Source organism: Streptomyces sp. NPDC002144 (assembly GCF_053593695.1).
This window is the reverse complement of sequence record NZ_JBSFDB010000008.1, coordinates 191,514-216,434: the sequence shown is the minus strand read 5'-3', so window position 1 is coordinate 216,434 and position 24,921 is coordinate 191,514. Positions and strand designations below refer to the sequence as shown.

21 protein-coding genes and 1 pseudogene are annotated in these 24,921 nt (G+C 71.3%); 14 read left to right on the top strand and 8 right to left on the bottom strand.

Features of this window, described 5'->3' with window-relative positions:
• Positions 1-144: 144 nt before the first annotated feature.
• Positions 145-1,524, top strand: a complete 1,380-nt coding sequence (locus tag ACWCQ1_RS14955; protein WP_133044187.1) for an ethanolamine ammonia-lyase subunit EutB — start codon at positions 145-147, stop codon at positions 1,522-1,524.
• Entirely contained in the window at positions 1,521-2,291 is a 771-nt protein-coding gene (gene eutC / locus ACWCQ1_RS14950) for an ethanolamine ammonia-lyase subunit EutC (protein ID WP_133044188.1), read from the top strand. The genes ACWCQ1_RS14955 and eutC overlap by 4 nt, the downstream gene beginning before the upstream one ends.
• A gap of 42 nt (positions 2,292-2,333) precedes the next feature.
• On the opposite strand, the gene ACWCQ1_RS14945 is transcribed toward eutC, so the two are convergent.
• A complete protein-coding gene (locus ACWCQ1_RS14945) occupies positions 2,334-3,176 on the bottom strand; it encodes a diacylglycerol kinase family protein (RefSeq protein ID WP_358598205.1) in 843 nt (280 codons plus the stop codon).
• Between the two features lie 206 nt (positions 3,177-3,382).
• Here ACWCQ1_RS14945 and ACWCQ1_RS14940 point away from each other — a divergent pair, with 206 nt between their 5' ends.
• Positions 3,383-4,666, top strand: coding sequence for an adenylosuccinate synthase (locus ACWCQ1_RS14940; RefSeq protein ID WP_133044190.1), 1,284 nt, complete (start codon positions 3,383-3,385; stop codon positions 4,664-4,666).
• A 156-nt stretch (positions 4,667-4,822) separates the two neighbouring features.
• On the top strand, positions 4,823-6,643 hold the full coding sequence (locus ACWCQ1_RS14935; RefSeq protein ID WP_451026631.1) for a bifunctional metallophosphatase/5'-nucleotidase: 1,821 nt from the start codon (positions 4,823-4,825) through the stop codon (positions 6,641-6,643).
• Positions 6,644-6,677: 34 nt separating this feature from the next.
• Here the strand turns inward: ACWCQ1_RS14935 and ACWCQ1_RS14930 are convergent, their stop codons facing one another.
• A complete protein-coding gene (locus ACWCQ1_RS14930) occupies positions 6,678-7,538 on the bottom strand; it encodes an NAD(P)H-binding protein (protein ID WP_451026630.1) in 861 nt (286 codons plus the stop codon).
• A 181-nt stretch (positions 7,539-7,719) separates the two neighbouring features.
• On the opposite strand from ACWCQ1_RS14930, the gene ACWCQ1_RS14925 reads away from it, so the two are divergent.
• Positions 7,720-8,010 (top strand): DUF3303 family protein, encoded by a 291-nt coding sequence (locus ACWCQ1_RS14925; RefSeq protein WP_165954855.1) that lies wholly within the window; start codon positions 7,720-7,722, stop codon positions 8,008-8,010.
• Positions 8,011-8,013: 3 nt separating this feature from the next.
• Here the strand turns inward: ACWCQ1_RS14925 and ACWCQ1_RS14920 are convergent, their stop codons facing one another.
• The 4 genes from ACWCQ1_RS14920 to ACWCQ1_RS14905 all read right to left on the bottom strand — a co-directional run bounded on the left by ACWCQ1_RS14920 (position 8,014) and on the right by ACWCQ1_RS14905 (position 13,416).
• Entirely contained in the window at positions 8,014-8,664 is a 651-nt protein-coding gene (locus ACWCQ1_RS14920; protein WP_133044363.1) for a hypothetical protein, read from the bottom strand.
• 85 nt (positions 8,665-8,749) lie between these two features.
• Positions 8,750-11,203, bottom strand: a complete 2,454-nt coding sequence (locus tag ACWCQ1_RS14915) for a dolichyl-phosphate beta-glucosyltransferase (RefSeq protein ID WP_451026629.1) — start codon at positions 11,201-11,203, stop codon at positions 8,750-8,752.
• Entirely contained in the window at positions 11,200-11,901 is a 702-nt protein-coding gene (locus tag ACWCQ1_RS14910; protein WP_133044193.1) for a GntR family transcriptional regulator, read from the bottom strand. Before ACWCQ1_RS14910 ends, ACWCQ1_RS14915 begins: the two co-directional genes overlap by 4 nt.
• A gap of 141 nt (positions 11,902-12,042) precedes the next feature.
• Positions 12,043-13,416, bottom strand: coding sequence for an aspartate aminotransferase family protein (locus ACWCQ1_RS14905; RefSeq protein ID WP_358598194.1), 1,374 nt, complete (start codon positions 13,414-13,416; stop codon positions 12,043-12,045).
• A gap of 129 nt (positions 13,417-13,545) precedes the next feature.
• On the opposite strand from ACWCQ1_RS14905, the gene ACWCQ1_RS14900 reads away from it, so the two are divergent.
• The 4 genes and pseudogenes from ACWCQ1_RS14900 to ACWCQ1_RS14885 all read left to right on the top strand — a co-directional run bounded on the left by ACWCQ1_RS14900 (position 13,546) and on the right by ACWCQ1_RS14885 (position 18,528).
• Positions 13,546-14,151 carry a type 1 glutamine amidotransferase family protein gene (locus ACWCQ1_RS14900; RefSeq protein WP_358598191.1) on the top strand — a complete coding sequence of 202 codons (606 nt, stop codon included), beginning with the start codon at positions 13,546-13,548 and terminating at the stop codon, positions 14,149-14,151.
• Positions 14,148-14,606, top strand: a complete 459-nt coding sequence (locus tag ACWCQ1_RS14895) for a MarR family winged helix-turn-helix transcriptional regulator (protein WP_451026628.1) — start codon at positions 14,148-14,150, stop codon at positions 14,604-14,606. The genes ACWCQ1_RS14900 and ACWCQ1_RS14895 overlap by 4 nt, the downstream gene beginning before the upstream one ends.
• An 88-nt stretch (positions 14,607-14,694) precedes the next feature.
• The gene (locus ACWCQ1_RS14890) at positions 14,695-16,875 is read left to right on the top strand and encodes a protein kinase domain-containing protein (RefSeq protein WP_451026627.1); all 2,181 of its coding nucleotides are present in this window, start codon (positions 14,695-14,697) and stop codon (positions 16,873-16,875) included.
• A 91-nt stretch (positions 16,876-16,966) separates the two neighbouring features.
• Positions 16,967-18,528: pseudogene (locus tag ACWCQ1_RS14885) on the top strand (PstS family phosphate ABC transporter substrate-binding protein).
• Positions 18,529-18,616: 88 nt separating this feature from the next.
• Here ACWCQ1_RS14885 and ACWCQ1_RS14880 read toward each other — a convergent pair.
• Complete coding sequence (locus ACWCQ1_RS14880; RefSeq protein WP_133044198.1) at positions 18,617-19,369, bottom strand: SLATT domain-containing protein; 753 nt, start codon at positions 19,367-19,369, stop codon at positions 18,617-18,619.
• 273 nt (positions 19,370-19,642) lie between these two features.
• On the opposite strand from ACWCQ1_RS14880, the gene ACWCQ1_RS14875 reads away from it, so the two are divergent.
• From ACWCQ1_RS14875 to ACWCQ1_RS14865, 3 genes are all read left to right on the top strand, one after another.
• The gene (locus ACWCQ1_RS14875) at positions 19,643-19,987 is read left to right on the top strand and encodes a YbaB/EbfC family nucleoid-associated protein (RefSeq protein WP_133044199.1); all 345 of its coding nucleotides are present in this window, start codon (positions 19,643-19,645) and stop codon (positions 19,985-19,987) included.
• A 93-nt stretch (positions 19,988-20,080) separates the two neighbouring features.
• On the top strand, positions 20,081-20,680 hold the full coding sequence (recR, locus tag ACWCQ1_RS14870) for a recombination mediator RecR (RefSeq protein ID WP_009309432.1): 600 nt from the start codon (positions 20,081-20,083) through the stop codon (positions 20,678-20,680).
• Complete coding sequence (locus ACWCQ1_RS14865) at positions 20,673-21,332, top strand: DUF5063 domain-containing protein (RefSeq protein ID WP_133044200.1); 660 nt, start codon at positions 20,673-20,675, stop codon at positions 21,330-21,332. The genes recR and ACWCQ1_RS14865 overlap by 8 nt, the downstream gene beginning before the upstream one ends.
• On the opposite strand, the gene ACWCQ1_RS14860 is transcribed toward ACWCQ1_RS14865, so the two are convergent.
• Positions 21,316-22,173, bottom strand: a complete 858-nt coding sequence (locus ACWCQ1_RS14860; protein WP_451026626.1) for a PhzF family phenazine biosynthesis isomerase — start codon at positions 22,171-22,173, stop codon at positions 21,316-21,318. The two genes, ACWCQ1_RS14865 and ACWCQ1_RS14860, sit on opposite strands and share 17 nt — an antisense overlap.
• 259 nt (positions 22,174-22,432) lie before the next feature.
• Here ACWCQ1_RS14860 and ACWCQ1_RS14855 point away from each other — a divergent pair, with 259 nt between their 5' ends.
• Together ACWCQ1_RS14855 and ACWCQ1_RS14850 are read left to right on the top strand one after the other, a co-directional pair.
• Positions 22,433-23,704: an aspartate kinase gene (locus ACWCQ1_RS14855; protein WP_133044202.1), complete on the top strand. Its 1,272-nt coding sequence runs from the start codon at positions 22,433-22,435 to the stop codon at positions 23,702-23,704.
• A 40-nt stretch (positions 23,705-23,744) separates the two neighbouring features.
• On the top strand, positions 23,745-24,803 hold the full coding sequence (locus ACWCQ1_RS14850; RefSeq protein WP_133044203.1) for an aspartate-semialdehyde dehydrogenase: 1,059 nt from the start codon (positions 23,745-23,747) through the stop codon (positions 24,801-24,803).
• Positions 24,804-24,921: the final 118 nt, after the last annotated feature.

Here is a 24,921-nt window from a genome sequence, read left to right as displayed (position 1 = left end):
GGCCTCTCTCCTGGTGGTCCATAGCTGTACTGGACCGGAACTCTGCAGCCCGAATGAGTCGCGAAAGGGCGCCGTCGCATTAAATGTTTGTCAATCAGACCTTTAGAAATCCGGTCGCAACACACGGCCCGTACGGTCGCCGCCATGAGCTACACGTCCACCCTCGGCGGTCACAGCTTCCGTTTCGACTCGCTCGCCCGGCTGCTGGCCGCCGCGAGCCCCGAACGCTCCGGCGACCGCCTCGCGGGAATCGCCGCCGCGAGCGCCCAGGAACGGGTCGCGGCGCGCTGGGCCCTGGCGGAGGTGCCGCTGGCGACCTTCCTGACCCGGCCGGTGATCCCGTACGAGACCGACGATGTGACCCGGCTGATCCTCGACACGCACGACGCGGCCGCCTTCGCACCGGTGGCCGGGATGACGGTCGGCGAGTTCCGCGACTGGCTGCTGGCGGCCGACGGCCCTGCGCTCACGGCGCTGGCGCCGGGGCTCACACCGGAGATGGTCGCGGCGGTGTCCAAACTGATGGGGAACGCGGACCTGGTGTCCGTGGCCCGCAGGACTCGGGTCGTGACGGCGTTCCGGTCGACGATCGGGCTGCCGGGGCGGCTGGCGACGCGGCTGCAGCCGAACCACCCCACCGACGACCCGGCGGGTGTGGCCGCGGCTCTCCTCGACGGTCTGCTGCTGGGCTCCGGTGACGCGGTGCTCGGCATCAACCCGGCGACGGACAGCCCGAAGGCCGTACGGGACCTGCTGGAGCTGCTCGACGGGGTGATCCGCCGTTACGCCATCCCCACCCAGTCCTGCGTGCTGTGCCACGTCACGACGAGCGTGGACCTGATGGAGCGCGGCGCCCCGGTGGACCTCGTCTTCCAGTCCGTCGCCGGCACGCAGAAGGCGAACGCGGCGTTCGGGGTGACGCTCGGCCTGCTGGACGAGGCGTACGAAGCCGCCCGGGCGCTCGGCCGGGGGACGGTCGGCGACAACGTCATGTACTTCGAGACGGGACAGGGCAGCGCCCTGTCGGCGGACGCGCACCACGGGGTGGACCAGCAGACGGTGGAGGCGAGGGCGTACGCGGTCGCGCGCCGGTACCGCCCGCTGCTGGTGAACACGGTGGTCGGCTTCATCGGCCCGGAGTACCTCTACGACGGCCGGCAGATCCTCCGGGCCGCTCTGGAGGACCACTTCTGCGGCAAACTCCTCGGCCTGCCGATGGGCCTGGACATCTGCTACACCAACCACGCGGACGCCGATGACGACGACGTCGCCACCATGCTCACCATGCTCGGCGTCGCGGGCGCGTCCTTCGTGATCTGCACACCGGGCGGCGACGACATCATGCTCAACTACCAGTCGGCCTCCTACCACGACGCGTTGTACCTCCGGGAGGTGCTCGGCCTGCGCCCGGCGCCGGAGTTCGAGACCTGGCTGGAGTCGACCGGGCTGCTGGACGAGCGGGGCCGGATCCGTGAAGTGGCCTCGCATCCGCTGACGGCGATCGGAAGGGAACTGGCGGCATGACGGACACCCAGGCGGCGGTGCCCGCCGACGACCCGCCCCTGTGGGCCGCGCTGCGGCGGCACACCCAGGCACGCATCGGACTGGGCCGGGCGGGTTCCGGGCTGCCCACCGCGCACCGCCTGGAACTCCAGACCGCGCACGCCGCGGCCCGGGACGCGGTCCACTCGCCCTTCGAGCCGGAGGTGGTCGCGGCCGGGCTGAGCGGGACGCCGACGGTACGGGTGCGCAGCGCGGCGGGTGACCGGCTGACCTATCTGCAGCGCCCCGACCTGGGCCGTCGGCTGCAGGCCGTGGACCGCGCCCATCTGCCGACCGGCGACTGGGACGTGGTGTTCGTGGTGGCGGACGGGCTGTCCAGCAGGGCGGTGCACGAGCACGCGGCCGCGATGGTGCGGGAGACGTCGGCGCGGCTGACCGGGTGGAGCATCGCGCCGGTGGTCCTGGCCGAACAGGCCCGGGTGGCCCTCGGCGACGACGTCGCGTCCGCGATGGGCGCGACGATGGTCGTGGTCCTCGTCGGTGAACGGCCCGGCATGTCGGCGGCGGACTCCCTGGGCGCCTATCTGACCCACCGGCCGGTCCCGGGCGTGACGACGGACGCCGACCGGAACTGTCTGAGCAACATCCGGCCGCCCTCAGGGCTCGCCTACGAGGCGGCGGCGGAGAAGCTGGCGGGGCTCATGGAGCGGGGGCGGGCGCTGGGGCTCACAGGGGTGGGCCTCAAGGACGAAACCGATCAAGGCGGGGTACTCGACCGGCCGGTCTGAGCGGCGAGTGGCGGCCCGTGGACTCCGGCTTTCGGGCTCCCCCTACCGAGCCGCCGGCACCGTAAGGCCCCAGGCCCCCTCCCACACCGTCCACGTCCGCCTGCGCACCGGCCCCCACACGCCCGCGTCCGCCCGGTAGCGGAAATCCGCCCCGGAGACGCTCACCGTACGGCCCCGGGCCAGGAGCGGTGACGCCTCCGCGCCGACCGACAGGGGGCGGACCTCCACCTCGGCCACCCCGCAGGCGCCCGGGGTCACCGACACCGTCTCCACCGGCTGGTCGAGGTCCACCAGCGTGACGCCGTCGACCTCGACGCGCAGCCGGGCCGGCCGGGGTGCCGGGAGCGTGGTTTCACGGGCCGGGACCAGGGTCCGTACCAGCGACTGGGCCGTACGCAGCCAGGGGCGCCCCTCCTCGGCGACCGGCTCCCGCTGGACCACCGAGGGGATCCGCAGCGCGCCCAGGACCACGCCGTCGCTGTCGTCCACCAGGAGGTCCAGCCGGCGCTCGGCCCCGTCCAGGACGGCCCGCGCCGCCGCCACAGTCCCCATGGGCACCCCGAGCGCCCCGGCGACCGTCAGCGCGGCACCCACCGGCACCATCGACAGCGCACATCCGGCCAGTTCCCGCCGCCGGTGCAGCACGGACACCGCACGCACCAGAGCCCGGTCGTCACCCACCACCACCGGCCGTCGCGACCCCCGCCTGATCAGCGCCCGGGCGAACTCCTCCGGCCCCTCCGGCAGACAGACCTTGGTCTGCGCACCCGCGCTGAGCACGTCTTTCGCGATGCGAACCGACTCCCCGTCCGTCCGTCGGGCCACCGGATCGATCACCACCAGCAGCTGATCGGAACTCGCCTCGGAAGTCGCGGAAGTCGCCACCTCGGTCCTGCCTCGCTTCCTCGGGTAGCATCTTTGTGCAAGAGCCCCTTGCGCTATTGCGCCAGGGGCTTCGTCTATTCCGGGGCCATCCGGTCCGACGGTTCGCGGCCAACGTTGCTCGCGGCCGGTCGTGGTGCACGCGGCGGGAAACCCTACGCGTGCGCCCCTGACCTTGGACATGCCCCGCCCGGAAGGGGTGTACGCGCGTGCCCGCACTTGTGCTGCTCGGTGCTCAGTGGGGTGACGAAGGCAAGGGAAAGGCGACGGACCTGCTAGGCGGTTCCGTCGACTACGTGGTGCGCTACCAGGGCGGCAACAACGCCGGCCACACGGTGGTCGTGGGCGATCAGAAGTACGCCCTTCACCTGCTCCCTTCCGGGATCCTCTCGCCGGGGTGCACCCCGGTCATCGGCAACGGTGTCGTCGTCGACCCGTCGGTCCTGCTCTCCGAGCTGAGCGGACTGAACGCCCGCGGCGTCGACACGTCCAAGCTCCTGATCAGTGGCAACGCCCACATCATCACGCCGTACAACGTGACGGTGGACAAGGTGACGGAACGCTTCCTCGGAAAGCGGAAGATCGGCACCACCGGACGCGGCATCGGCCCGACCTACGCGGACAAGATCAACCGCGTCGGGATCCGGGTCCAGGACCTCTACGACGAGTCGATCCTCACCCAGAAGGTCGAGGCGGCGCTCGACGTCAAGAACCAGATGCTCACCAAGCTGTACAACCGGCGCGCGATCGCCGTCGACCAGGTGGTCGCGGAGCTGCTGGAGTACGCCGACAAGCTCAGGCCGTACGTCGCCGACACCGTGCTGGTGCTCAACCAGGCGCTGGAGGACGACAAGGTCGTGCTCTTCGAGGGCGGCCAGGGCACGCTGCTGGACATCGACCACGGCACGTATCCGTTCGTGACGTCCTCGAACCCGACCGCGGGCGGTGCCTGCACCGGCGCCGGCGTCGGGCCGACGAAGATCAGCCGGGTCATCGGCATCCTCAAGGCGTACACGACCCGTGTCGGCTCGGGTCCCTTCCCGACGGAGCTGTTCGACGAGGACGGCGCGGCGCTGCGCCGCATCGGCGGCGAGCGGGGCGTGACGACCGGCCGTGACCGGCGCTGCGGCTGGTTCGACGCGGTCATCGCCCGCTACGCCACCCGCGTCAACGGCCTGACCGACTTCTTCCTCACCAAGCTCGACGTCCTCACCGGCTGGGACGAGATCCCGGTCTGTGTCGCCTACGAGATCGACGGCCGGCGCGTCGAGGAACTCCCGTACTCCCAGACCGACTTCCACCACGCCAAGCCGGTCTACGAGTACCTCCCGGGCTGGAGCGAGGACATCACCAAGGCGAAGTCCTTCTCCGACCTGCCGAAGAACGCCCAGAACTACGTGAAGGCACTGGAGGAGATGTCGGGCGCGCCGATCTCCGCGATCGGGGTGGGCCCGGGCCGGGACGAGACGATCGAGATCAACTCGTTCCTTTAGGCCCCTTTTGTGTCTGGGCAGTTGGGCCGGTCATGGACTTCCTTGACCGGCCCATGGCTTGCTCCTGGTTCCGTACGGAAGTGACGGGGCGCAACCATCTACGCGGGTAGTCCCGCCGCCGCGCCCTCTCCAGTCCCTCCGTTCCCAGGAGCCCGTATGCCCGCAAGTCCGCTCAACCGCCGGGAGTTCGTGAAGAAGTCGGCCGTCACCGGGGCCGCCGTCGCCGCCGCGGGAGCGGTCGGCAGCGGTACCGCGCAGGCCGCCGAGCGCGCGCCCGAGCACCACCGGAAGACCTGGTCGTTCTCCATCCTGGGCACCACCGACCTGCACAGCCACGTCTTCGACTGGGACTACTACAAGGACGCGGCCTACAGCGACAAGGCCGGCAACTCCGTCGGTGTCGCGCGGGTCGCCACCCTCATCAAGCAGCAGCGTGAGGCCAAGGGCGAGGAGCACGTCCTCCTCGTCGACGCCGGCGACATCATCCAGGGCACCTCGCTCGCGTACTACTTCGCGCGGGTCGACCCGATCACCGGCAAGGACGGCAAGAGGGGGCCCAAGCACCCCATGGCCGTCGCCATGAACCACATGCGCTACGACGCCGCCGCGCTCGGCAACCACGAGTTCAACTACGGCATCGACGTACTGCGCAAGTTCGAGAAGCAGTGCCACTTCCCGCTGCTCGGCGCGAACGCCCTCGACGCGAAGACCCTGCGGCCGGCCTTCCACCCGTACACGGTCAAGCGCATCCGCGTCCCCGGCGCCCCCGACATCAAGGTCGGCATCCTCGGCCTGACCAACCCCGGTATCGCGCTGTGGGACAAGGACAACGTCAACGGGAAGATGGTCTTCCCGGGGCTCGTCGAGCAGGCGAAGAAGTACGTGCCGCGGCTGCGCGCGCTGGGCTGTGACGTCGTCTTCCTGACGGACCACTCGGGCCTCGACGGCTCCACGTCGTGGGGCGACGCGCTGCCGTACGTCGAGAACGCCTCCAACCTCGTCGCCGAGCAGGTCCCCGGCATCGACGCGATCCTGGTCGGCCACACGCACAAGGAGGTGTCCTCGTACACCGTCAAGAACGCGGACACCGGCGAGGAGGTGCTGCTCTCCGAGCCGTACTGCTGGGGCTACCGTCTCACCGTCTTCGACTTCGAGCTCGAACTGGACTGCGGGCAGTGGAAGGTGACGAAGAAGACGGCCCAGACCCTCGACCCGAAGGGCGTCGAGGAGGACCCGGAGATCACCAAGCTCCTCAAGGCCGACCACGACCTCGTGGTGAAGTACGTCAACACGGCCGTGGGCTCCTGCACCCAGGACCTCTCGGCGGCGGAGTCCTGCTGGAAGGACGTCCCGATCATGGACTTCATCCACGAGGTCCAGATGCAGTCGGTGAAGGCGGGCCTGTCGGCGAGCGACGCCGCGCTGCCCCTGATCTCGGTCGCCGCGCCGTTCAGCCGCACCGCCGACATCCCGGCCGGCAGCGTGACCATCAAGGACATCGCCGGGCTCTACATCTACGACAACACGCTGTACGGCAAGAAGCTCACGGGCGCCCAGCTCAAGGACTACCTGGAGTTCGCGGCGAAGTACTACCACCAGGTCCCGTCGGACACGAAGGTCGACACCGCGACCCTGACCAACGCCAACAACTTCTGGGACTACATGTACGACACGGCGGCGGGCGTCGCGTACGACATCGACATCGCGCAGCCCGAGGGCTCCCGCATCAAGAACCTCACCTACAACGGCACGGCGGTCGCCGACGACCAGGTCTTCGTCGTGGCCGTCAACAACTACCGCGCCAACGGCGGCTCGGGCTACCCGCACATCGCCTCGGCGGACATCGCGTACAGCTCCACGAACGAGATCCGCCAGCTGATGATCGACTACGTGACGTCGAAGGGGACGCTGAACCCGGCTGACTTCGCGGTCACCAACTGGCGGCTGACGCAGGACGGGACGCCGGTCTTCGGATGACCGGAGCGGGGCCCGGGCGGTCCGACCGCCCGGGTCACCGGCTGAACGCCCCGGCGTGTGCCGTCGCCCACTCCCGGAACGTGCGCGCCGGGCGTCCCAGTACCTTCTCCGCCGTCGGCAGGACCTCCGCGCCGCGGTCGCTGTTCAGGGTGCGGTGCATGATCGCGTCGATGACCTCGGGCGGGAAGCCGTAGCGCCGCATGCCCGCTCGGGCGGCCTCCGGGGGGAGGCCGGCGGCGTGCAGGTCGCGGCCCAGGGTCTCGCCCAGGAGCGCCAGTTCATCGAGCGGGGTGAGGGACTGGGGTCCGCTCAACTCGTAGGTCGCGCCCGCGTGTTCGGTGGAGTCGGTGGTCAGGGCGCGGGCCGCGATCTCCGCCACGTCCGCGGGGTCGATGCTCGCCGCCGGGCGGTCGGCGAAGGGGAGGGAGACCGAGTCGCCCGACCTCAGCCGCGCCGCCCACTGCAGCGCGTTGGACATGAAGCGGCCGGGGCGCAGGAGGGTCCACGTCCAGTCGCGGGACGTCACCGCGGCCTCCGCCGTCGCGTGCCAGCGGGCGATCACGTCCGGGCCCGTGCCGCCGTCCAGCACCGACAGCTTCACCACGCGCCGGACCCCGGCCCGCGCCGCCGCCTGCGCGAGGGCCAGGTCGTGGGTCGGGCCCGGCGGGGTCGTGCCGACGCCCTGCGCCGACATCAGGAAGGCCCCGGAGGCGCCCGCGAACGCCGCCGAAAGGGTCGAGGGGTCGTCCGCGTCGCCGTACACCGCCTCCGCCCCGGACGGCAGCCGGGCCTCGGACGGGCGGCGGGTCATCGCCCGCACGGGATGGCCGGCGGCCGTCAGCACTCGTACCAGCTCGCCGCCCACATGGCCTGTCGCACCGGTCACCAGGATCATCGCCGTCTCCCCTCGTCGGTGGTCCCAGCCTGCGCGCGCGGGGCGGCCGGCGCGTCGCACCCGGGGAGGCACCGGCTCTGCTCCCCCGGGAGCAGTGAAGGTCCACGAAAGGGCGATCTGTATATATCGGGCATACCGTGGACTCGTGCAGCTGTGCGTCGATCAGAAGAAGGTGAGTGCGATGCGCGTACTGCTCAAGGCGTCCATGAACACGGAGAAGACGAACGAGGCCATCCGGAACGGCACCATGATGAAGCTGGTCCAGGAGTCCATCGAACACATCAAGCCCGAGGCGGCCTACTTCACCACCGACCACGGCAAGCGCACCATGTTCCTGGTCTTCGACATGCAGGACAGCGCGCAGATGCCGACGATCGCCGAGCCGTTCTTCCTCGACATGGAAGCCGAGATCAGCTACACCCCGGTCATGAACGCCGAGGACCTGAAGCGGGGCCTGGCGCAGCTCGGCTGAGCCTCAGCTGAAGACGATCATCGACCCCTGCGCCAGACTCCGGGTCGCCGCCGCGTGCAGGCCGAGCCACACGTGCCGCTCCCGGGCGAAGGGGCTCGGGTCGTACGGCGCCGGGACGGCCGGCTCCTCCAACTCCGTGGGGGCCCGCGGCGGTTCCGGCGCCGCAGGGGGGTTGGCCGGGTCGATGCCGATGGCCGGGGCGACGTACTCCAGCTCGCGGAGCAGGGCCTGGGAGGAGCCCAGGGGGCCGCCGCCGGCCAGCAGGTCGTCGTTGGAGAGCGGGTGCGGGAAGTCGACGGGGACGTAGGCGCCGGCGTGGTCGTAGTGCCACACCAGATGCGACTGCTGGGCCGTCGACTCGAACATCTCCAGCAACTGCTCGTAGTCGCCGCCCAGTTCGTCGACGGGCGTCATCGGCAGCCCGCAGACCTGCAGCAGGTAGACCCGGCGCAGGAAGTGCAGGGCGTCGTAGTCGAAGCCGGCCACCGGGGCGACCTCGCCGGACAGGCCCGGCATGTACTGGTACACCGGCACCGGGGGGAGCCCGGCCGCGGCGAGCACGCCGTTGTACTGCGCGAGTTCGTCGGCGAAGGGATTGTCGGGGGTGTGGCACAACACGTCGACGAGCGGTACCAGCCACAGGTCACAGGCCAAAGAGGGCTCCCTAGCGAGGTGGTCAGTCATGGCAGGGTAGTCGGTGCGGCTCGAGGAGTGCCCCGTTCGGACAGGCCGGCTCAGGTCAGCTCCCCTTGTGCAGGTCCCATACCCATACGCCGTCCACCCACTTCCCGCCATGGCCGACCAGTTCGGTGACGGCCGTGCGCAGGGCGCCGTCGTTGGGCTGCGGGGCCACCACCAGCGCTCCCGCCTTCCAGAAGGCGAGGTCGCGCCGGGCCTGGGCCCGCCAGTTCTTGCCGATCGTGGGGATCTTCCCGCTGTAGCGGACGTCACGGAGCATGTTCGAGGTGTAGCGGGGGGAAGCGGTGTAGATGCCGATGCGGTCCGGGCCGTAGGGGCCGTTGAAGTAGCCGCCGGGCATTCTGAAGCCGAGGCCCGCCTCGACCTGCCAGTGCAGCTGCTCGGCGTACCCGGAGTCGGGCAGCGGCACGATCACCAGGGACTCGTCCCTGCCCACGTACGCCTTCCACGCCCCGTCGGTGAAGAAGGCCGGCGTCTGCGGGCGCTCGACCGCCTTGAGCGGGGCAGGGATCAGCGGGATCAGGGCGAGGCTGATCCCGAGCAGGCCGATGTACTGCGTGCCGATCTTCCGCGTCGCCGCCAGCCGTTCCAGCGCCAGGGCGAGCAGCATGCCGAGCACGGGCGCGCAGATCATCGCGACCCGGCCCTCGATCACCGACTCGAACAGCGGCATCTTGGCGAGCAGTGCCCAGGGGCCGGGGTAGACGTCGTCCGTCATCGGGACGCGGATCTCCGGGCCGAGGGAGAGAAGCGCCGCGCCGACCGCGGTGAACGCCAGCACCCTGACCAGGGCCCGCTCCCACAGTCGTACGACGATCGCGAACGCCACCAGGACCAGCGGCCAGCCGTAGAACGCGTTCTGCTCGGTCGGGTTCAGGGACAGGGAGTTCGCCCGCAGCTCGTCGCCCGCGACCAGCGAGCGCTCCGCGAAGGACAGCAGGGACAGGGGGCTGTTGCCCGCGTTGTCACCGTGCAGGATGCTCTTGTAGCTCTGCGGACCGGCGAACTGCCAGGTCAGCGCATAGGCGACCAGGGGGAGACAGACCGCGCCCGCGATCGCGAGTCCCTTCAGCAGCGGCCGCCAGGCGGTCCGGGCCACGTCCGGCCGGGCGACGGCGTAGGCGCCCGCGAACAGGAGCATGCCGAGCGCCGCGAGCAGCAGGGGCTCCTCGCCGAGGAAGATCTGGTACGTCGCCATCAGGCCCAGCACCACGCCGTCCCGCACGACCCGGGTGCCCTCGCACAGGCGCAGGGCGCGCTCCACGATCAGCGGGATCATGAACAGGATCACGAAGTTGGGGTGCGCGTTGGCGTGGCTGATCATGGGCGGCGCGAAGGCGGCCAGTGAGGCGCCGACGAAGGCCGCGGGGCGGTGCCGTACGACCCGCTTCACGATCAGCCGGTACCAGGCCGCCGCGGTCGCGGCGAGGCCCAGGGCCATGCAGACGCTGAGGGAGACCGCCGGGCCGGCCAGCAGGGTGAGGGGCGCGAAGGGGACGGTGAGGCCCAGCATGACCGTGTTGGCCATGAGGTTCACCCCGTCGGGGAAGCCCTGCAGGTCGGAGAAGAACGGGTTGTCCAGGTGGGCGAGGTTGTGGGCGGTGACCGCGAAGAACCACTCCCACTGGTTCTGGTCCTGGAGGGAGTCGGGGAGATAGCGGTGGTTCGGGTCGAAGAGACGGCCCGAGTACAGGGCCGCCGACATCAGCAGGAAGACGAGGGTGACGAACAGGTCCGCCGGGCGCACCGTGCGGGCGCGCAGCCGGGCCAGCTCGGTCAGGACCCGGGCGTAGTCGAGGGTGCGGACCTTGGAGCCGGGCTGGTGGGACCAGCGGACGGGGACCTCGGCGATCCGCCAGTCGGCGCGGTGGAAGTGGCGCAGGACCTCGACGTCGATGCCCCAGCCGTTGAGCCGGGAGGCGGCGAAGGCCTCGCGGACCCGGTCGCCGTCGAAGAGCTTGAAGCCGCACTGGGTGTCGCGTATCCCCGGCACGGCGATCCGGCGTATGAGTAAGTTTCCGGCGCGGCCGAGCAGTTCGCGTATGCGGTGCTGGCGGCCCTCGATCGTGGCGCCGGGCACGGAACGCGAGCCGATGGCCGCCGAGCCGCCCTCGCGGAGCGCCTTGTCGAGCTGCTCCAGCTCCTCTATCGGCGCCGCCAGGTCGGCGTCCGTGACCAGCACCCGCCGGCCGCGGGTGGCGGCGACCCCCAGGCGCAGGGCGTTGCCCTTGCCGCGGTTGCGGGGGCTGGTGACCAGCTGGATCCGGGGGTCCCGGCGGGCGGTGACCAGCGCGCCGGTGCCGTCGGTGGATCCGTCGTCGGCGACGACGACCTCCCACGTGCCCCAGCGGTCCTCGTTGTCGCGCAGATAGCCGGTGACCGCGTCCAGGGTGGGGCCGAGCCGCAGTTCCTCGTTGAAGGCCGGTATGACGACGGAGAGGTTCACCGGCGGGCCGACGGGCAGGCCAACGGCCTCCGTGTCCAGGGCGCTCACCGGTCGGCCAGCCCCTCGATGAGGGCCAGCGCGTGGTCGTTGTACCCGGCGACGATCGACCGCGCCGCTTTGGTGTCCCGGCGGGCGAGGGCGTCGACCAGATCGGTGTGACCGGACCACAGGGCACCGCGCAGGTCCTTCAGCCGCCGCAGATGCTGCACCGCGCACACCCAGGACTGCACGCGCAGCCGGTGCAGGAAGTCGGCGAGATAGGGGTTGCCGAACATGACGCCGAGCTCGTGCCAGAAGCGCAGGTCGTAACCGATCAGCACGGTGAGGTCACCGGCCAGCGAGGCCCGCTGCGCCTCCTCGCCGCGCCGCCGCACCCCGGCGAGGGAGGCGTTGGCGCGGGCGTCGTCGAGGGGTGGGAGACGGCCGGCGCCGGTCTCCAGGGCGCGGAACATGCCGTCGGTGATCAGGCTGCGGGCCTCGACGATGCCCCGGAAGTCGGCGGTCGAGTACTCGTGGACGTGGAAGCCGCGGTGCTGGTCGGCGTCGAGCAGTCCCTGCGCGGACAGGTCGACCAGCGCCTCGCGCACGGGGGTCGCGGAGACGCCGTACTGCTCGGCGATCTCCTTGACGGTGAACTCCTGGCCCGGTTGGAGCCGGCCGGCCAGCACCTCGTCGCGAAGCGCGTCGGCGATCTGCTGCCGCAGGGTGCTGCGGGTCACGGAGCCGTTGCCGCTGCTGCCGGGCATGGTCGGGGCGTCTCCTCGAAAACGTCGGGTGGCGTACTCGTCCCTATCTACGAGCACGCCACCTTACGCGTTCGGGTTCCCTCGGTGTTTACCCGCGTAGCTGTGCGCGGCATGGTGCGGCACCTGAGGGCGAGCGATCGACTACCCGCGGTAACTTGCCTGCGCCGTGTACTCGTCGGCGACCGACAGCGCCGCGTCCAGTGCCGCGAAGCCCTCCTTCAGTTCCGCCTCGCTGACGTTGCACGGCGGGACCACGTGGGTGCGGTTCATGTTCACGAAGGGCCACAGGCCGTGCTTCTTCGCGGCGGCGGCGAAGGCGGCCATCGGCGCGTTGGCCTCGCCGGTCGCGTTGTACGGCACCAGCGGTTCGCGCGTCTCGCGGTCCTTCACCAGCTCCAGCGCCCAGAACATGCCGACCCCGCGCACCTCGCCGACGCTGGGGTGCCGCTCGGCCAGCTCGCGCAGCGCGGGCGCGACGACGCCCTCGCCGAGCCGCCGCGCGTTGTCGACGACCCCTTCCTCCGCCATCACGTTGATCGTCGCGACGGCGGCGGCGCAGGCGAGCGGGTGTCCGGAGTAGGTCAGCCCGCCGGGGTAGGGCCGCCGGGCGAAGGTCTCGGCGATCGCCGCCGAGATCGCGACACCGCCGAGCGGCACATACCCGCTGTTCACGCCCTTGGCGAAGGTCATCAGGTCCGGAGTGACACCGGACAGGCCGGCCGCGAACCACTCACCGGTGCGCCCGAACCCGGCCATGACCTCGTCCAGGACGAAGACGATCCCGTGCCGGTCGCAGATCTCCCGCACCCCGGCGAGATACCCCGGCGGCGGAACCATGATCCCGGCCGTCCCCGGCACGGTCTCCAGGACGATCGCGGCGACCGTGCCGGGCCCCTCGAAGGCGATGGTCGTCTCCAGGTGCTCCAGCGCCCGTGCGCACTCCTGCTCCTCGGTCTCGGCGTAGAAGCGGGAGCGGTAGAGGTACGGCGCCCAGAAGTGCACGACCCCGGCGGCGGCGCTGTCGGAGGCCCAACGGCGGGGATCCCCGGTGATGTTGACGGCCTGCTGGGTGCCGCCGTGGTACGACCGGTAGGCCGAGAGGACCTTGGCCCGCCCGGTGTGCAGCCGCGCCATCCGCACCGCGTGTTCGACGGCGTCGGCGCCGCCGTTGGTGAAGAAGATCTTGTCCAGGTCGCCCGGGGTCCGCTCGGCGATCAGCCGTGCCGCCTCCGAACGGGCCTCGATCGCGAAGGCCGGCGCGAAGGTGGACAGGTGTGCGGCCTGTTCCTGGATCGCGGCGACGACCTTCGGGTGCTGGTAGCCGATGTTGGTGTAGACGAGCCCGCTGCTGAAGTCGAGATACCGCTTCCCGTCGTAGTCCCAGAAGTACGACCCCTCCGCACCGGCGACGGCGAGCGGGTCGATGAGCTCCTGCGCGGACCAGGAGTGGAAGACGTGCGCGCGGTCCGCGGCCTTCACGGCGGCGCCGGCCTCGGGGTGTGGCTGAGGGGTCATGGCGGCGAGCCTAGGCAGCGCGAACGCGGGCGCGGTATTGGCGTCATGTCTGTGGTCCGGGGGTTTCCGCGACAGGTTGTCGACCTCTCCAACATTGACAGCATGCTGTCCAAATGGGAGCATGCTGTCATGAATGCCAAGGTTGTCCATCTCGCTGTGTACGACACCCTCGCGGACTGGGAGACGGGGTACGCGACGGCCTACCTCGCCCGTGCCGGTTACGGCATCCGCACCGTGGGCCCGAGCCTCGACCCGGCCGTCAGCATCGGCGGACTGCGCGTCCAGCCGGACCTCGCACTCGAGGACGTACGACCCGAGGACAGCTCCCTGCTGATCCTCCCGGGCGCCGACGCCTGGGACGCCGGCGACGACCTCGCGCCCTTCGCCCGCAAGGCGCGGGAGTTCCTGGACGCCGGGACGCCCGTCGCCGCGATCTGCGGGGCCACCGCCGGACTCGCGCGGGAGGGGCTGCTCGACGACCGCGACCACACCAGCGCGGTCTCCTTCTACCTCGCCGCGACCGGCTACCGGGGCGGCGAGCGGTACGTCGACGCGGACGCCGTCACCGACGGGCACCTGGTCACGGCCGGACCCACCGAGCCCGTCGCCTTCGCCCGGGAGGTCTTCCGGCTGCTCGGGGTGTACGAGGGCGAGCTGCTCGACGCCTGGTACCGGCTCCACCACGACTCGGACGCCGAGGCGTTCGCCGTGCTGCAGCAGGCGGCCGCGGGGTGAGCCGGAAGCGACAGGACCTGCTCAGCCGCAGCGCCCTCGGGGTCTTCCGGCTCAACGGCCAGTTCCTCGGGGTGGCCGAGGAGCTGGCCAGGCCCTCCGGGCTCACCGCGGCCTGGTGGCAGGTGCTCGGCGCGGTGCTGGGGGAGCCGCTGACGGTCGCCGGGATCGCGCGGGCGATGGGCATCACCCGGCAGAGCGTGCAGCGCATCGCCGACCTGCTGGTGGAACGCGGGCTCGCCGAGTACCGGCCCAACCCGGCCCACCGCCGCGCCAAGCTCCTGGCGCCGACCGAGGAGGGGCGCGCGGCGAACCACCGGATCAACCCGGGGCACGCGGCCTTCGCCGACCGGCTCGCGGAGGCCTTCGGGGAAGCCGAACTGGCGGAGGCCGTCCAGGCCATGGAACGGCTGTCCAAGGTGCTGGACGAACTGGGACCACCCGTTACGGAACCGTAGACACCGCTCCCGCCCTCCTCTCCCCGTGCCCGCACTATCGTGGGGCTGTCGTACAGGGGCGTATCGGGGGATTTCGGGGGGACCTGCGATGGAGAAGCTCGGGGCCGGGGATCCGCAGCGGATCGGGGCGTACCGGCTGCTGGCGCGGCTCGGGGCCGGCGGGATGGGGTTCGTGTATCTCGCCCGGTCGGACCGCGGGCGGACCGTCGCGGTCAAGCTGGTGCGGCGGGAGCTGGCCGCGCAGGAGGAGTTCCGGGCGCGGTTCCGGCAGGAGGTACAGGCCGCGCGGCAGGTCGGCGGGTACTGGACGGCACCGGTCCTGGACGCCGACACGGAGGCCGCGGTGCCGTGGGTCGCCACCGGGTACGTCGCCGGGCCCACCCTGCAGCAGGTCGTGGGGCACGACCACGGAGCGCTGCCGGAGCGCTCGGTGCGCATCCTGGCCGCGGGGCTCGCGCAGGCCCTCAAGGACATCCACGCCGCCGGGATCATCCACCGCGACCTCAAGCCGTCCAACGTCCTCGTCACCATCGACGGACCACGGGTCATCGACTTCGGCATCGCGCGGGCGCTGGAGACGGTGACGGACGGGGGACTGACGCGCACCGGCGCGCTGGTCGGCTCGCCGGGGTTCATGGCGCCGGAACAAGTGCGCGGCGACCGGATCACCCCGGCCTGCGACGTCTTCTGCCTGGGCTCCGTGCTGGCGTACGCCGCCACGGGCGCCCTGCCCTTCGGCACCGCGAACAGCGGTGTGCACGCCCTGATGTTCCGCATCGCCCAGGAGGAACCCGACCTCGAGGGCGTGCCGGAGGGGATCGCCGACCTCGTACGCGACTGCCTGAAGAAGGACCCGGCCGCCCGCCCGACGCTGGACAAGGTCCTGGAACGCACGGGCGCCGAGGACACCGTCCAGGACGGCCGCTCCCGCGACCCGTGGCTGCCGAGCGCCCTGGTGGCCCAACTGGGGCGGCACGCCGTGCAGTTGCTGGACACGGAGGATCCGGAGCGGACGGCGGGGGAGGGGATCGCCACGGGCGGCGGTTCCGACGGGGGTGCGGGGACCGGTGGCGCGGCGGGGCAGCCGTGGGCGGCGGGTTCGGCAGCGGTGGGTGCGCCGGGGAACGCGGGGGCCGGGTCGCCCGGGGAGCGGGGCGGGGCGGGGGGATCGGCGGGGCCTTCGTTCGAGAAGCGCGGGGCTTCACCCGAGCACGCGGCGGCCGCTGACGACACCTCGCGGGGGCCGTACACCGGTGCGGGGGCGGGGTCCGGTGCCGGTTTGGGGGCGGGGCCGGGCGCAGGCTTGGGGTCGGGTCCGGGCGTTGGTTCCGGCGCGGGCGCGGATGCCGGCGCCGGAGTCGGTTCGGGTGCCGACCCGGGGCCGCGGCCGTCCGTCGCCCCTGCGCCTCCCGGTCAGCCGGGCGGCGGCGCGCCGTTGAATCATCTGCCCACCGTCGTCGGGGGGCAGGGCGGTGCCCAGACGCCCCCGCCGAGCCACGGCCAGACCCCGCCGCCCGGTCACCCCGCCTACGGGTACCCGCAGCAGCACCCCCAGCAGCAGGCCGGGTACGGACACCCCCAGCAGCAGGCCGCCTACGGGTACCCCCAGGCCGGTCCCTACGGAGCCCTCGGTTCCACCCCGCCGTACGGTCCCTCCTCCTACGCCGGACCGGTCACCGCGCCGCCCGACCCGCCCGGCAGGAACGGCCGTTCCACGGCGCTGCTGGTCGGTGTCGCCCTCGTCGTCGCGCTCGGTGCCGGCGGTTCCGTGTACGCGCTCATGAACGGCGGCGGCAGCGACCAGGGCGACGACAAGCCGAGCCCGGCCCCGACCACCAGCGCGCCCCCGAGCCCCGGCCCGACCACCACGCAACCGTCCCCGACCACCGCCTCCCCGACGACCTCCGCGCCGACGGACGGGTCGGTCCCGGCCGGCTACCTCGGCACCTGGACCGCCACCATCACCAACAAGGACGGCGAGAACACCCGCCAACTCACCATCCGACAGGGGCAGGTGGGCGACGCCGTACTGACCCTCGTCGCGGACGGCCCCACCACCAGCGGCGACTACCACTGCGTCTTCCAGGCCCGGCTCACCGCCGCCCCGAGCGGCGACGGGCCGCTGGAGATCGGCCCGTCCAACGTCACCGAGGGCGACTCGGGTTACTGCAAACCGGGCAGCGCCACCGAGATCGCCCTGCTCCCCGACGGCACCCTCCAGCGCGTCAACACCAGCAACGGCGAGAAGCTTGACTACACCCGACAGTAACCTCAAGTACCGCTGCGCTTAAGGAAGTTGAACTCGCACGGACGTACGGTGACCTCCCTGATCCGGCTCGGGGAGTTGCGGGGGCGCCCAAGTGCAGTGGTTCAGCCCGGAGAACGTCGTCGCGGTCGGCACGGCCGTGCTCGGCATCGCCGCGTCCGGCGTCATGGTCTGGTACGAGCGCCGGGTGCCGCGCCGCTGGGGGCACCGCCCACGCCGTTAAGGCAGTGGGGGAGGATCGGCTACCGCGTCCAGATGGACAACCCCATCGGCGACGACGTACGCCTGGGCAGAGCCAACGTCAGACTCGGCCTCTTCGACGAGGCCCCCGGCATGTCCGACGCCACCCTGGTGCTGATCCGGGTCGAGAACGACGGCTCCCAGGGCATCGACCGCGACGACTACACCAGCCCCGAGGTCCACGGCCTGACCGCGGTGTTCAACGACCGCACCATCCGCGGAGTCTCGGTCACCCAGCCCTCCGACACCGACCACCTGATGGACCACTTCACCCCCACCCGGGGCTTCGGCTACGAGGGCAACACCCTGCGCATCCCGCGCGTCCCGCTCAACCGCGGCGACCACTACAAGCTGCTGGTGCTGCTCTCCGGCGGCGACGTCGGCAGCGAGATCCGCCTGTTCGGCGGCATCCGGGAAGGCGAGGTGCACCCCAACCGCAGCGCCACGCCCGACGAGAAACCGCCCCTGTTCAGCCGTGCCGCCCGGCTGATCACCATCATGCTGACGGTCAGCGTCCTCACCCTCGCGGGGATCGTCGTGGCCCGCGACGACCACCCGGTCCCGATCGGCTGCGAGAAGGGCCGCCTCACGGTCACCGGCTCGACCGCCTTCGCGCCCGTCGTACGGGACCTGGCGAAGGACTACCAGCGCAAGTGCCCGGACTCCGCCATCACCGTGGACGCGCGCGGCAGCTCCGCGGGCGTCAACGCGCTCTCCGCGGACAGTCGTTCGGTCGTCGCCTTCTCCGACGGCCCGGCGATCGGCGGACCGGGCAAGCTGGTCGGCCGGCGCATCGCCCTGTCCGTCTTCACCCTCGTCGTCAACGACGGCGTCCGGCTGCCCGCCAAGGGCCTGTCGGTGCGGGACGTGCGCCGCGTCTACCGGGGCGAGGTGACCCGCTGGAAGCAGCTGGACGCCTCGCTGCCCGACCTGCCCATCGTCCTGGTCAGCCGTAACGCCGACTCTGGGACCCGGCAGATCTTCCAGCGCCGGGTGCTCGGCACCTGGGAGCGCGTGCCCAGCACCTCCCTGGACTGCGTACACAAGGACGACACCTCCGCACCGGTCATGCGCTGCGAACTCGACTCCACCGAGGACGTGCTGGCCACGGTGGCCCGGATCCCGGGCGCGCTCGGTTACTCCGAGTTCACCCTGGCCTCCTCCGGCCACCCCGGACTGCGCACCGTCCCTCTCGACGGCGCCGCCCCTTCCGTGGAGGACATCGAGTACGGCAGGAGCGAGTACCCCTACCGGGGCGTGGAGTACGCCTACACCTACGGCACCCCCTCCTCCGGCTCCCTGGCCGCCGCCTTCCTCGCCTACATCGGCGACACCGCCAACGAGAACGTCATCCGGGCCCACGGCCATCTGCCGTGCTCAGCGACGGTGGCCACGGGGCTGTGCTCCGGGGACTGACGGGGGACTGACGGGGGACTGATGGAAGGCCGACGGGAGATCGACGGGAGGCCGACGGGAGAGCTCGTCCTGCCGTCCGACCGTGAGGTCACCTGGGCTCGGGCGGGCGCTGACGGGGCATGTTGGGGCGGGAGTTGGGTCCCGGGGGCAGGGGGAAACGGCCGTTGAGGCCGGCGCCGTCCGTGCCGCGCGCCGGGGACGCCACCGCCGACTGGATCCCCATCGGTGCCGACCCGGTCCGGAACTCCACCATCCAGTCGGCCGTCTCGGTCCGCACCAGCTCGGTCACGTCCTCCGAGAACCGCCGCAGCACCCCGAGACACCGCTCGGCGGCCTCCCCGGCCGTCCCCTCCGTCGGCCCCAGGACCTCCCGCACGCTCTCCGACGCCCAGTCGAACTGCAGCGCCTGCAGCCGCCGCTGCACGGCCTGCGCGGTGGCCACGTCCCTTATCCAGCCGGACGTCACCCCGAAGAACCGGTCCACCGCCACACACGCGACGGCCAGCAGCAGCGCCAGATAGCCCCAGGCGGCCGCCCCGCCGAGCACCCCGGTCAGGTCCAGCAACGGCATCGCGGCCCCGGTGACCGCCCCTGCGGCGGCCCCGGCCCGCAGCGTCCGCGCGCCCCGCCGCTTCCACACCCGGTCCGCGAGATACCAGGCCGCCGTCTCCAGCGCCCCGCGCTCCACCCACCGGTACAGCTCGTGCAGCCGCTCGGCCGGCTCGCCCCAGTCCCCGAGGGGAAAGGACCGCCCGGCCAGATCCCCCGGCCGCAGTCCGGCCGCGCCCTCGCCCCGCTCGTCCTGAGGGGGACCCTCGGGCTGCATCTCCGGCTGACCCACCCGGCACTCCCTACTGATCACGGCCGCTCACGTTGCGTGACATCGCATGCCGACGCGGACCCCTTCCTACCGCTCAGCGGAACCCTTCCTACCGCCCAATGGGTGGCGCGGGCGTGCCTTTCGCCGCTTTTCCGCCCGCAAGAGGGCCTTGATCAGGTATGGCAGTCACGGCAATCTCACTCGAAAGAGTGGCGGGGCGATGGCTGCGCGGACCACGTAGGCTCGTGCCAACGGAAACACAACGGATGAAACGACGAATCCAGGAGCTGAATCGTGATTCCCGGTGGTGGCCAGCCCAATATGCAGCAGCTGCTCCAGCAGGCCCAGAAGATGCAGCAGGACCTGCAGAAGGCGCAGGAGGAGCTGGCGCGGACGGAGGTCGACGGGCAGGCGGGCGGAGGCCTGGTCACGGCGACCGTCACCGGCGCCGGTGAGCTGCGCGCCCTGCGGATCGACCCCAAGGCGGTGGACCCCGAGGACACCGAGACCCTCGCCGACCTGATCGTCGCGGCCGTCCAGGCGGCCAACGAGAACGCCCAGAACCTCCAGCAGCAGAAGCTCGGCCCGCTCGCCCAGGGCCTCGGCGGCGGCAGCGGCATCCCGGGCCTGCCCTTCTGAGCCGTTGTCGAGACCGGGCCCGCCTTTCTAAGAGGGGCGTCCGCCAACTACCGTACGTACGTGTAAGGAACCCCCCGGGAAGGACGGCAGTCCGTGTACGAAGGCGTGGTGCAGGACCTCATCGACGAGCTGGGGCGGCTGCCCGGCGTCGGTCCCAAGAGCGCCCAGCGGATCGCCTTCCACATCCTGCAGGCGGAACCGACGGACGTACGACGCCTCGCCCAGGCCCTGATGGAGGTCAAGGCGAAGGTCCGCTTCTGTGCGACGTGCGGCAACATCGCGCAGGAGGAGCTGTGCAACATCTGCCGTGACACCCGCCGCGACCCCTCGGTCATCTGCGTGGTGGAGGAGCCGAAGGACGTGGTGGCGATCGAGCGGACCCGGGAGTTCCGGGGCCGCTACCACGTGCTCGGCGGCGCCATCAGCCCGATCGAGGGTGTCGGCCCCGACGACCTGCGTATACGAGAACTTCTCGCGCGGTTGGCCGACGGGACGGTCACGGAACTGATCCTGGCCACGGACCCGAATCTGGAGGGCGAGGCGACGGCGACGTACCTCGCCCGGATGATCAAGCCCATGGGCCTCAAGGTCACCCGCCTGGCCAGCGGCCTCCCGGTGGGTGGCGACCTGGAATACGCGGACGAGGTCACCCTCGGCCGCGCCTTCGAGGGGAGACGACTCCTAGATGTCTGACGCCACGCTGCATGCCACGACGCGGGACCCGGACGACTTCGCGGTCCAGATCGCGGACCAGGTGGAGAGCTTCCTGGTGGCGGTGACGGAGGTCGCGAAGGGCGACGAGCCGGGCTCCGCCGTGCCCTTCCTGCTGCTGGAGGTCTCCCAGCTCCTCCTGGCCGGCGGTCGGCTCGGCGCGCACGAGGACATCGTCCCCGACGAGCGCTACGAGCCGGACACGGGCCCGGACGCCGATGTCGACGAACTGCGCGAGAACCTCGCCCGTCTGCTGGACCCGGTCGACGTCTACTCGGAGGTCTTCGACCCCTACGAGCCGCGCACGGCCCCGGTTCCGGCCCGGCTCTCCGACGACATCGCCGACGTCATCACCGACCTCCGCCACGGCATGGCCCACTACCGCGCCGGCCGGGTGACGGAGGCCCTGTGGTGGTGGCAGTTCTCCTACTTCTCCAACTGGGGTCCCACCGCCTCCGCCGCCCTGCGCGCCCTGCAGTCCGTCCTCATCCACGTCCGCCTCAACCAGCCCCTGGAGGAGCTGGACGGGCTGGACACGGACCAGAGCATGGGCGACGAGACGCTGGAGTTCGAGGCGGGCAAGGTGATGGCGCAGGAGATCGGCGGACCGCTCGGGATCAGGCGGGGTCAGTAGCCGGCCGGATCGGTACGGCCGCTCCGGTAACGCCGATCCCGGTGTCCGCTCCTTCCGGAACGGTCACGGTGATCGTACTCGGCCGTCCCATGTCCGCGCCCTGGTGGACCGTCACGGTGGCGGGTGTCGCCACGAGGCCCAGCTCCCGCAGATAGCCGCCCAGAGCGGCCGCCGCCGCGCCGGTCGCCGGGTCCTCGACGACCCCGCCGGGCGGGAACGGGTCGCGGGCGTGGAAGACGGTCGGGGACTCCCGCCAGACCAGGTCGACGGTGGTCCAGCCCCTGCGGTCCATGAGGGCGCCGAGCGCGTCCATGTCGTAGTCCAGGTCGGCCAGCCGCTCCCGGGTCGCGGCGGCGATCACCGGATGCCAGGCGCCGGCGAAGGCCACGCGCGGCGGCAGCGCCGGGTCCAGTTCCTCGGCGGACCAGCGCAGGGCGGCCAGCAGCTCGGCGAGGTCGGCCTCCGGGAGCGGTGCGGTGCGCGGGGGAACGCTCACCAGGGTCGCCATGACCGTGCCGTCCGCCGTCCGTTCGGTGCTCACCGTGACCGGGCCCGCCTGGGTGCGCAGCAGCAGCCGTCCGGTGCCGTGCCGCTCCGCGTGCGCGACCGCCGTCGCGATCGTCGCGTGCCCGCAGAACGGCACCTCGGCGAGCGGGCTGAAGTACCGGACGTCCAGCGCGCCGTCCGCCGACGGCACCACGAACGCCGTCTCCGAGTAACCGACCTCGGCAGCCGCCGCCAGCATCGCCGCGTCGTCGGCCCCGGCGGCATCGAGCACCACACCCGCGGGGTTGCCTCCGGCCGGGTCGGTACTGAAGGCCACGTAGCGCAAAATCTCCATCACCCGACCGTATCCGACCCCCCACACCCGGCCCGTCCCCGCAGCCCCTTCGCCACCAGCAGTACGCGCACACGGCGAACACCGGTGCTTGAACCCTAATTTCGCAGCCGTCCCTTGTGACGCGCTGCACTTTTCCCCGGCCGTTTCCTTGGGCAGGCGCTGACCTGGGCGCACGAATCTCACCATGCGATACCGCGGGGGCGGATTTCGGGCGCTCGTTAAACTGAGCCGACACACACGGACTGAGCGAGGAGCGCACGTGGGCCTTGTCGTGCAGAAGTACGGAGGCTCCTCCGTAGCCGATGCCGAGGGCATCAAGCGCGTCGCCAAGCGGATCGTGGAAGCGAAGAAGAACGGCAACCAGGTGGTTGTCGTCGTTTCCGCGATGGGCGACACGACGGACGAGCTGATCGATCTCGCCGAGCAGGTATCCCCGATGCCTGCCGGGCGTGAGTTCGACATGCTGCTGACCGCCGGAGAGCGTATCTCCATGGCGCTGCTGGCCATGGCGATCAAAAACCTGGGCCACGAGGCCCAGTCGTTCACCGGCAGCCAGGCCGGCGTCATCACCGACTCGGTCCACAACAAAGCCCGGATCATCGACGTGACGCCGGGGCGGATCCGGACGGCGCTGGACGAGGGCAACATCGCCATCGTCGCCGGGTTCCAGGGTGTCTCGCAGGACAAGAAGGACATCACCACGCTGGGGCGCGGTGGGTCCGACACGACCGCCGTCGCGCTGGCCGCGGCCCTCGACGCCGAGGTGTGCGAGATCTACACCGATGTCGACGGTGTGTTCACCGCCGACCCGCGGGTGGTCAAGAAGGCCAGGAAGATCGACTGGATCTCGTTCGAGGACATGCTGGAACTCGCCTCGTCCGGGTCCAAGGTGCTGCTCCACCGGTGCGTGGAGTACGCCCGCCGCTACAACATCCCGATCCATGTCCGGTCCAGCTTCAGCGGGCTGCAGGGCACCTGGGTCAGCAGTGAGCCGATTGGGGACCAGAAGGTGGAGCAGGCCATCATCTCCGGTGTCGCGCACGACACCTCCGAGGCCAAGATCACGGTCGTCGGCGTGCCGGACAAGCCGGGCGAGGCCGCCGTCATCTTCCGCGCGATCGCCGACGCCGAGATCAACATCGACATGGTCGTGCAGAACGTGTCGGCCGCGTCCACCGGGCTGACCGACATCTCCTTCACCCTCCCGAAGTCCGAGGGCCGCAAGGCCATCGACGCATTGGAGAAGGCGAAGAGCGGCATCGGCTTCGACTCGCTGCGCTACGACGACCAGATCGGCAAGATCTCCCTGGTCGGCGCCGGCATGAAGACCAACCCGGGCGTCACCGCGTCCTTCTTCGAGGCGCTGTCCGACGCGGGCGTGAACATCGAGCTGATCTCGACCTCCGAGATCCGTATCTCGGTCGTCACCCGCGCCGACGACGTCACGGAGGCGGTCCGCGCCGTCCACTCCGCCTTCGGCCTCGACTCCGACACCGCCGAGGCGGTCGTCTACGGGGGCACCGGGCGATGACGAGGCCGTGCCTGCCGGGCGTCGCGCGGCAGGCGGGAACGTGACGGCAAGGCCTGGTCCGACGCTCGCGGTCGTGGGGGCGACCGGGGCCGTCGGTACCGTCATGCTGCAGATCCTGTCCCAGCACGCGGACATCTGGGGCGAGATCCGGCTCATCGCCTCCCCGCGCTCGGCCGGCCGCAAGCTGGCCGTGCGCGGCACGGAGACCGAGGTGGTGGCCCTGTCGGAGGAGGCCTTCGACGGGGTCGACGTCGCCATGTTCGACGTGCCCGACGAGGTCTCCGCGCACTGGGCGCCGATCGCCGCCGCCAAGGGCGCGGTGGTGGTGGACAACTCGGGCGCCTTCCGGATGGACCCGGAGGTGCCGCTGGTGGTGCCCGAGGTCAATCCGCACTGCGCCCGCAGCCGGCCGCGCGGGATCGTCGCCAACCCGAACTGCACCACGCTGTCGATGATCGTCGCGCTGGGCGCGCTGCACGCCGAGTTCGGGCTGCGCGAGCTGGTGGTCTCCTCGTACCAGGCGGTGAGCGGTGCCGGGCGGGCCGGTGTCGACACGCTCAGGCGCCAGCTCGAGCTGGTCGCCGGCACCGAGCTCGGGACCAGTCCCGGCGATCTGCGCCGGGCCGTGGGCGACAACACGGGGCCGTTCCCGGAGCCGGTCGCGCTGAACGTCGTCCCGTGGGCCGGGTCGCTGCGCGAGGACGGCTGGTCCTCGGAGGAGATGAAGGTACGGGACGAGACCCGCAAGATCCTCGGGCTGCCCGACCTCCCGGTCGCCGTCACCTGCGTCCGGGTGCCGGTCGTCACCACGCACTCCCTGACCGTCCACGCCCGCTTCCAGGGCGAGGTCAGTGTGGACGGGGCCCGCGAGATCCTCGCCACCGCGCCCGGGGTGGTCCTGTTCGACAACCCGGCCGCCGGTGAGTTCCCCACCCCCGCCGACGTGGTGGGCACCGACCCGACCTGGGTTGGCCGGGTGCGGCGCGCCCTCGACGACCCCACGGCGCTCGAACTCTTCGTCTGCGGCGACAACCTGCGCAAGGGCGCGGCCCTCAACACCGCACAGATCGCCGAGCTGCTGGCGGCCGAGCTGGCCTGACGCCGGCCTGACATCCGGGTCGCCGGGCCACCGGACCACCTTCCTGACACCTGGGTCACCGGCCACCGGGCCACTTCGGGTCAGTTTGTATGATCTATAAACGAAGTGTGAGCCGGTC

What these genes read in the sequence shown, in the direction of transcription:
- ACWCQ1_RS14890 (WP_451026627.1), top strand. Translation starts at nt 14,695, where the DNA reads ATGGAGAAGCTCGGGGCCGGGGATCCGCAGCGGATCGGGGCGTACCGG.
- ACWCQ1_RS14955 (WP_133044187.1), top strand. Translation starts at nt 145, where the DNA reads ATGAGCTACACGTCCACCCTCGGCGGTCACAGCTTCCGTTTCGACTCG.
- ACWCQ1_RS14935 (WP_451026631.1), top strand. Translation starts at nt 4,823, where the DNA reads ATGCCCGCAAGTCCGCTCAACCGCCGGGAGTTCGTGAAGAAGTCGGCC.
- ACWCQ1_RS14910 (WP_133044193.1), bottom strand. Translation starts at nt 11,901, where the DNA reads ATGCCCGGCAGCAGCGGCAACGGCTCCGTGACCCGCAGCACCCTGCGG.
- ACWCQ1_RS14905 (WP_358598194.1), bottom strand. Translation starts at nt 13,416, where the DNA reads ATGACCCCTCAGCCACACCCCGAGGCCGGCGCCGCCGTGAAGGCCGCG.
- ACWCQ1_RS14930 (WP_451026630.1), bottom strand. Translation starts at nt 7,538, where the DNA reads ATGATCCTGGTGACCGGTGCGACAGGCCATGTGGGCGGCGAGCTGGTA.
- ACWCQ1_RS14865 (WP_133044200.1), top strand. Translation starts at nt 20,673, where the DNA reads ATGTCTGACGCCACGCTGCATGCCACGACGCGGGACCCGGACGACTTC.
- eutC (WP_133044188.1), top strand. Translation starts at nt 1,521, where the DNA reads ATGACGGACACCCAGGCGGCGGTGCCCGCCGACGACCCGCCCCTGTGG.
- ACWCQ1_RS14925 (WP_165954855.1), top strand. Translation starts at nt 7,720, where the DNA reads ATGCGCGTACTGCTCAAGGCGTCCATGAACACGGAGAAGACGAACGAG.
- ACWCQ1_RS14900 (WP_358598191.1), top strand. Translation starts at nt 13,546, where the DNA reads ATGAATGCCAAGGTTGTCCATCTCGCTGTGTACGACACCCTCGCGGAC.
- ACWCQ1_RS14860 (WP_451026626.1), bottom strand. Translation starts at nt 22,173, where the DNA reads ATGGAGATTTTGCGCTACGTGGCCTTCAGTACCGACCCGGCCGGAGGC.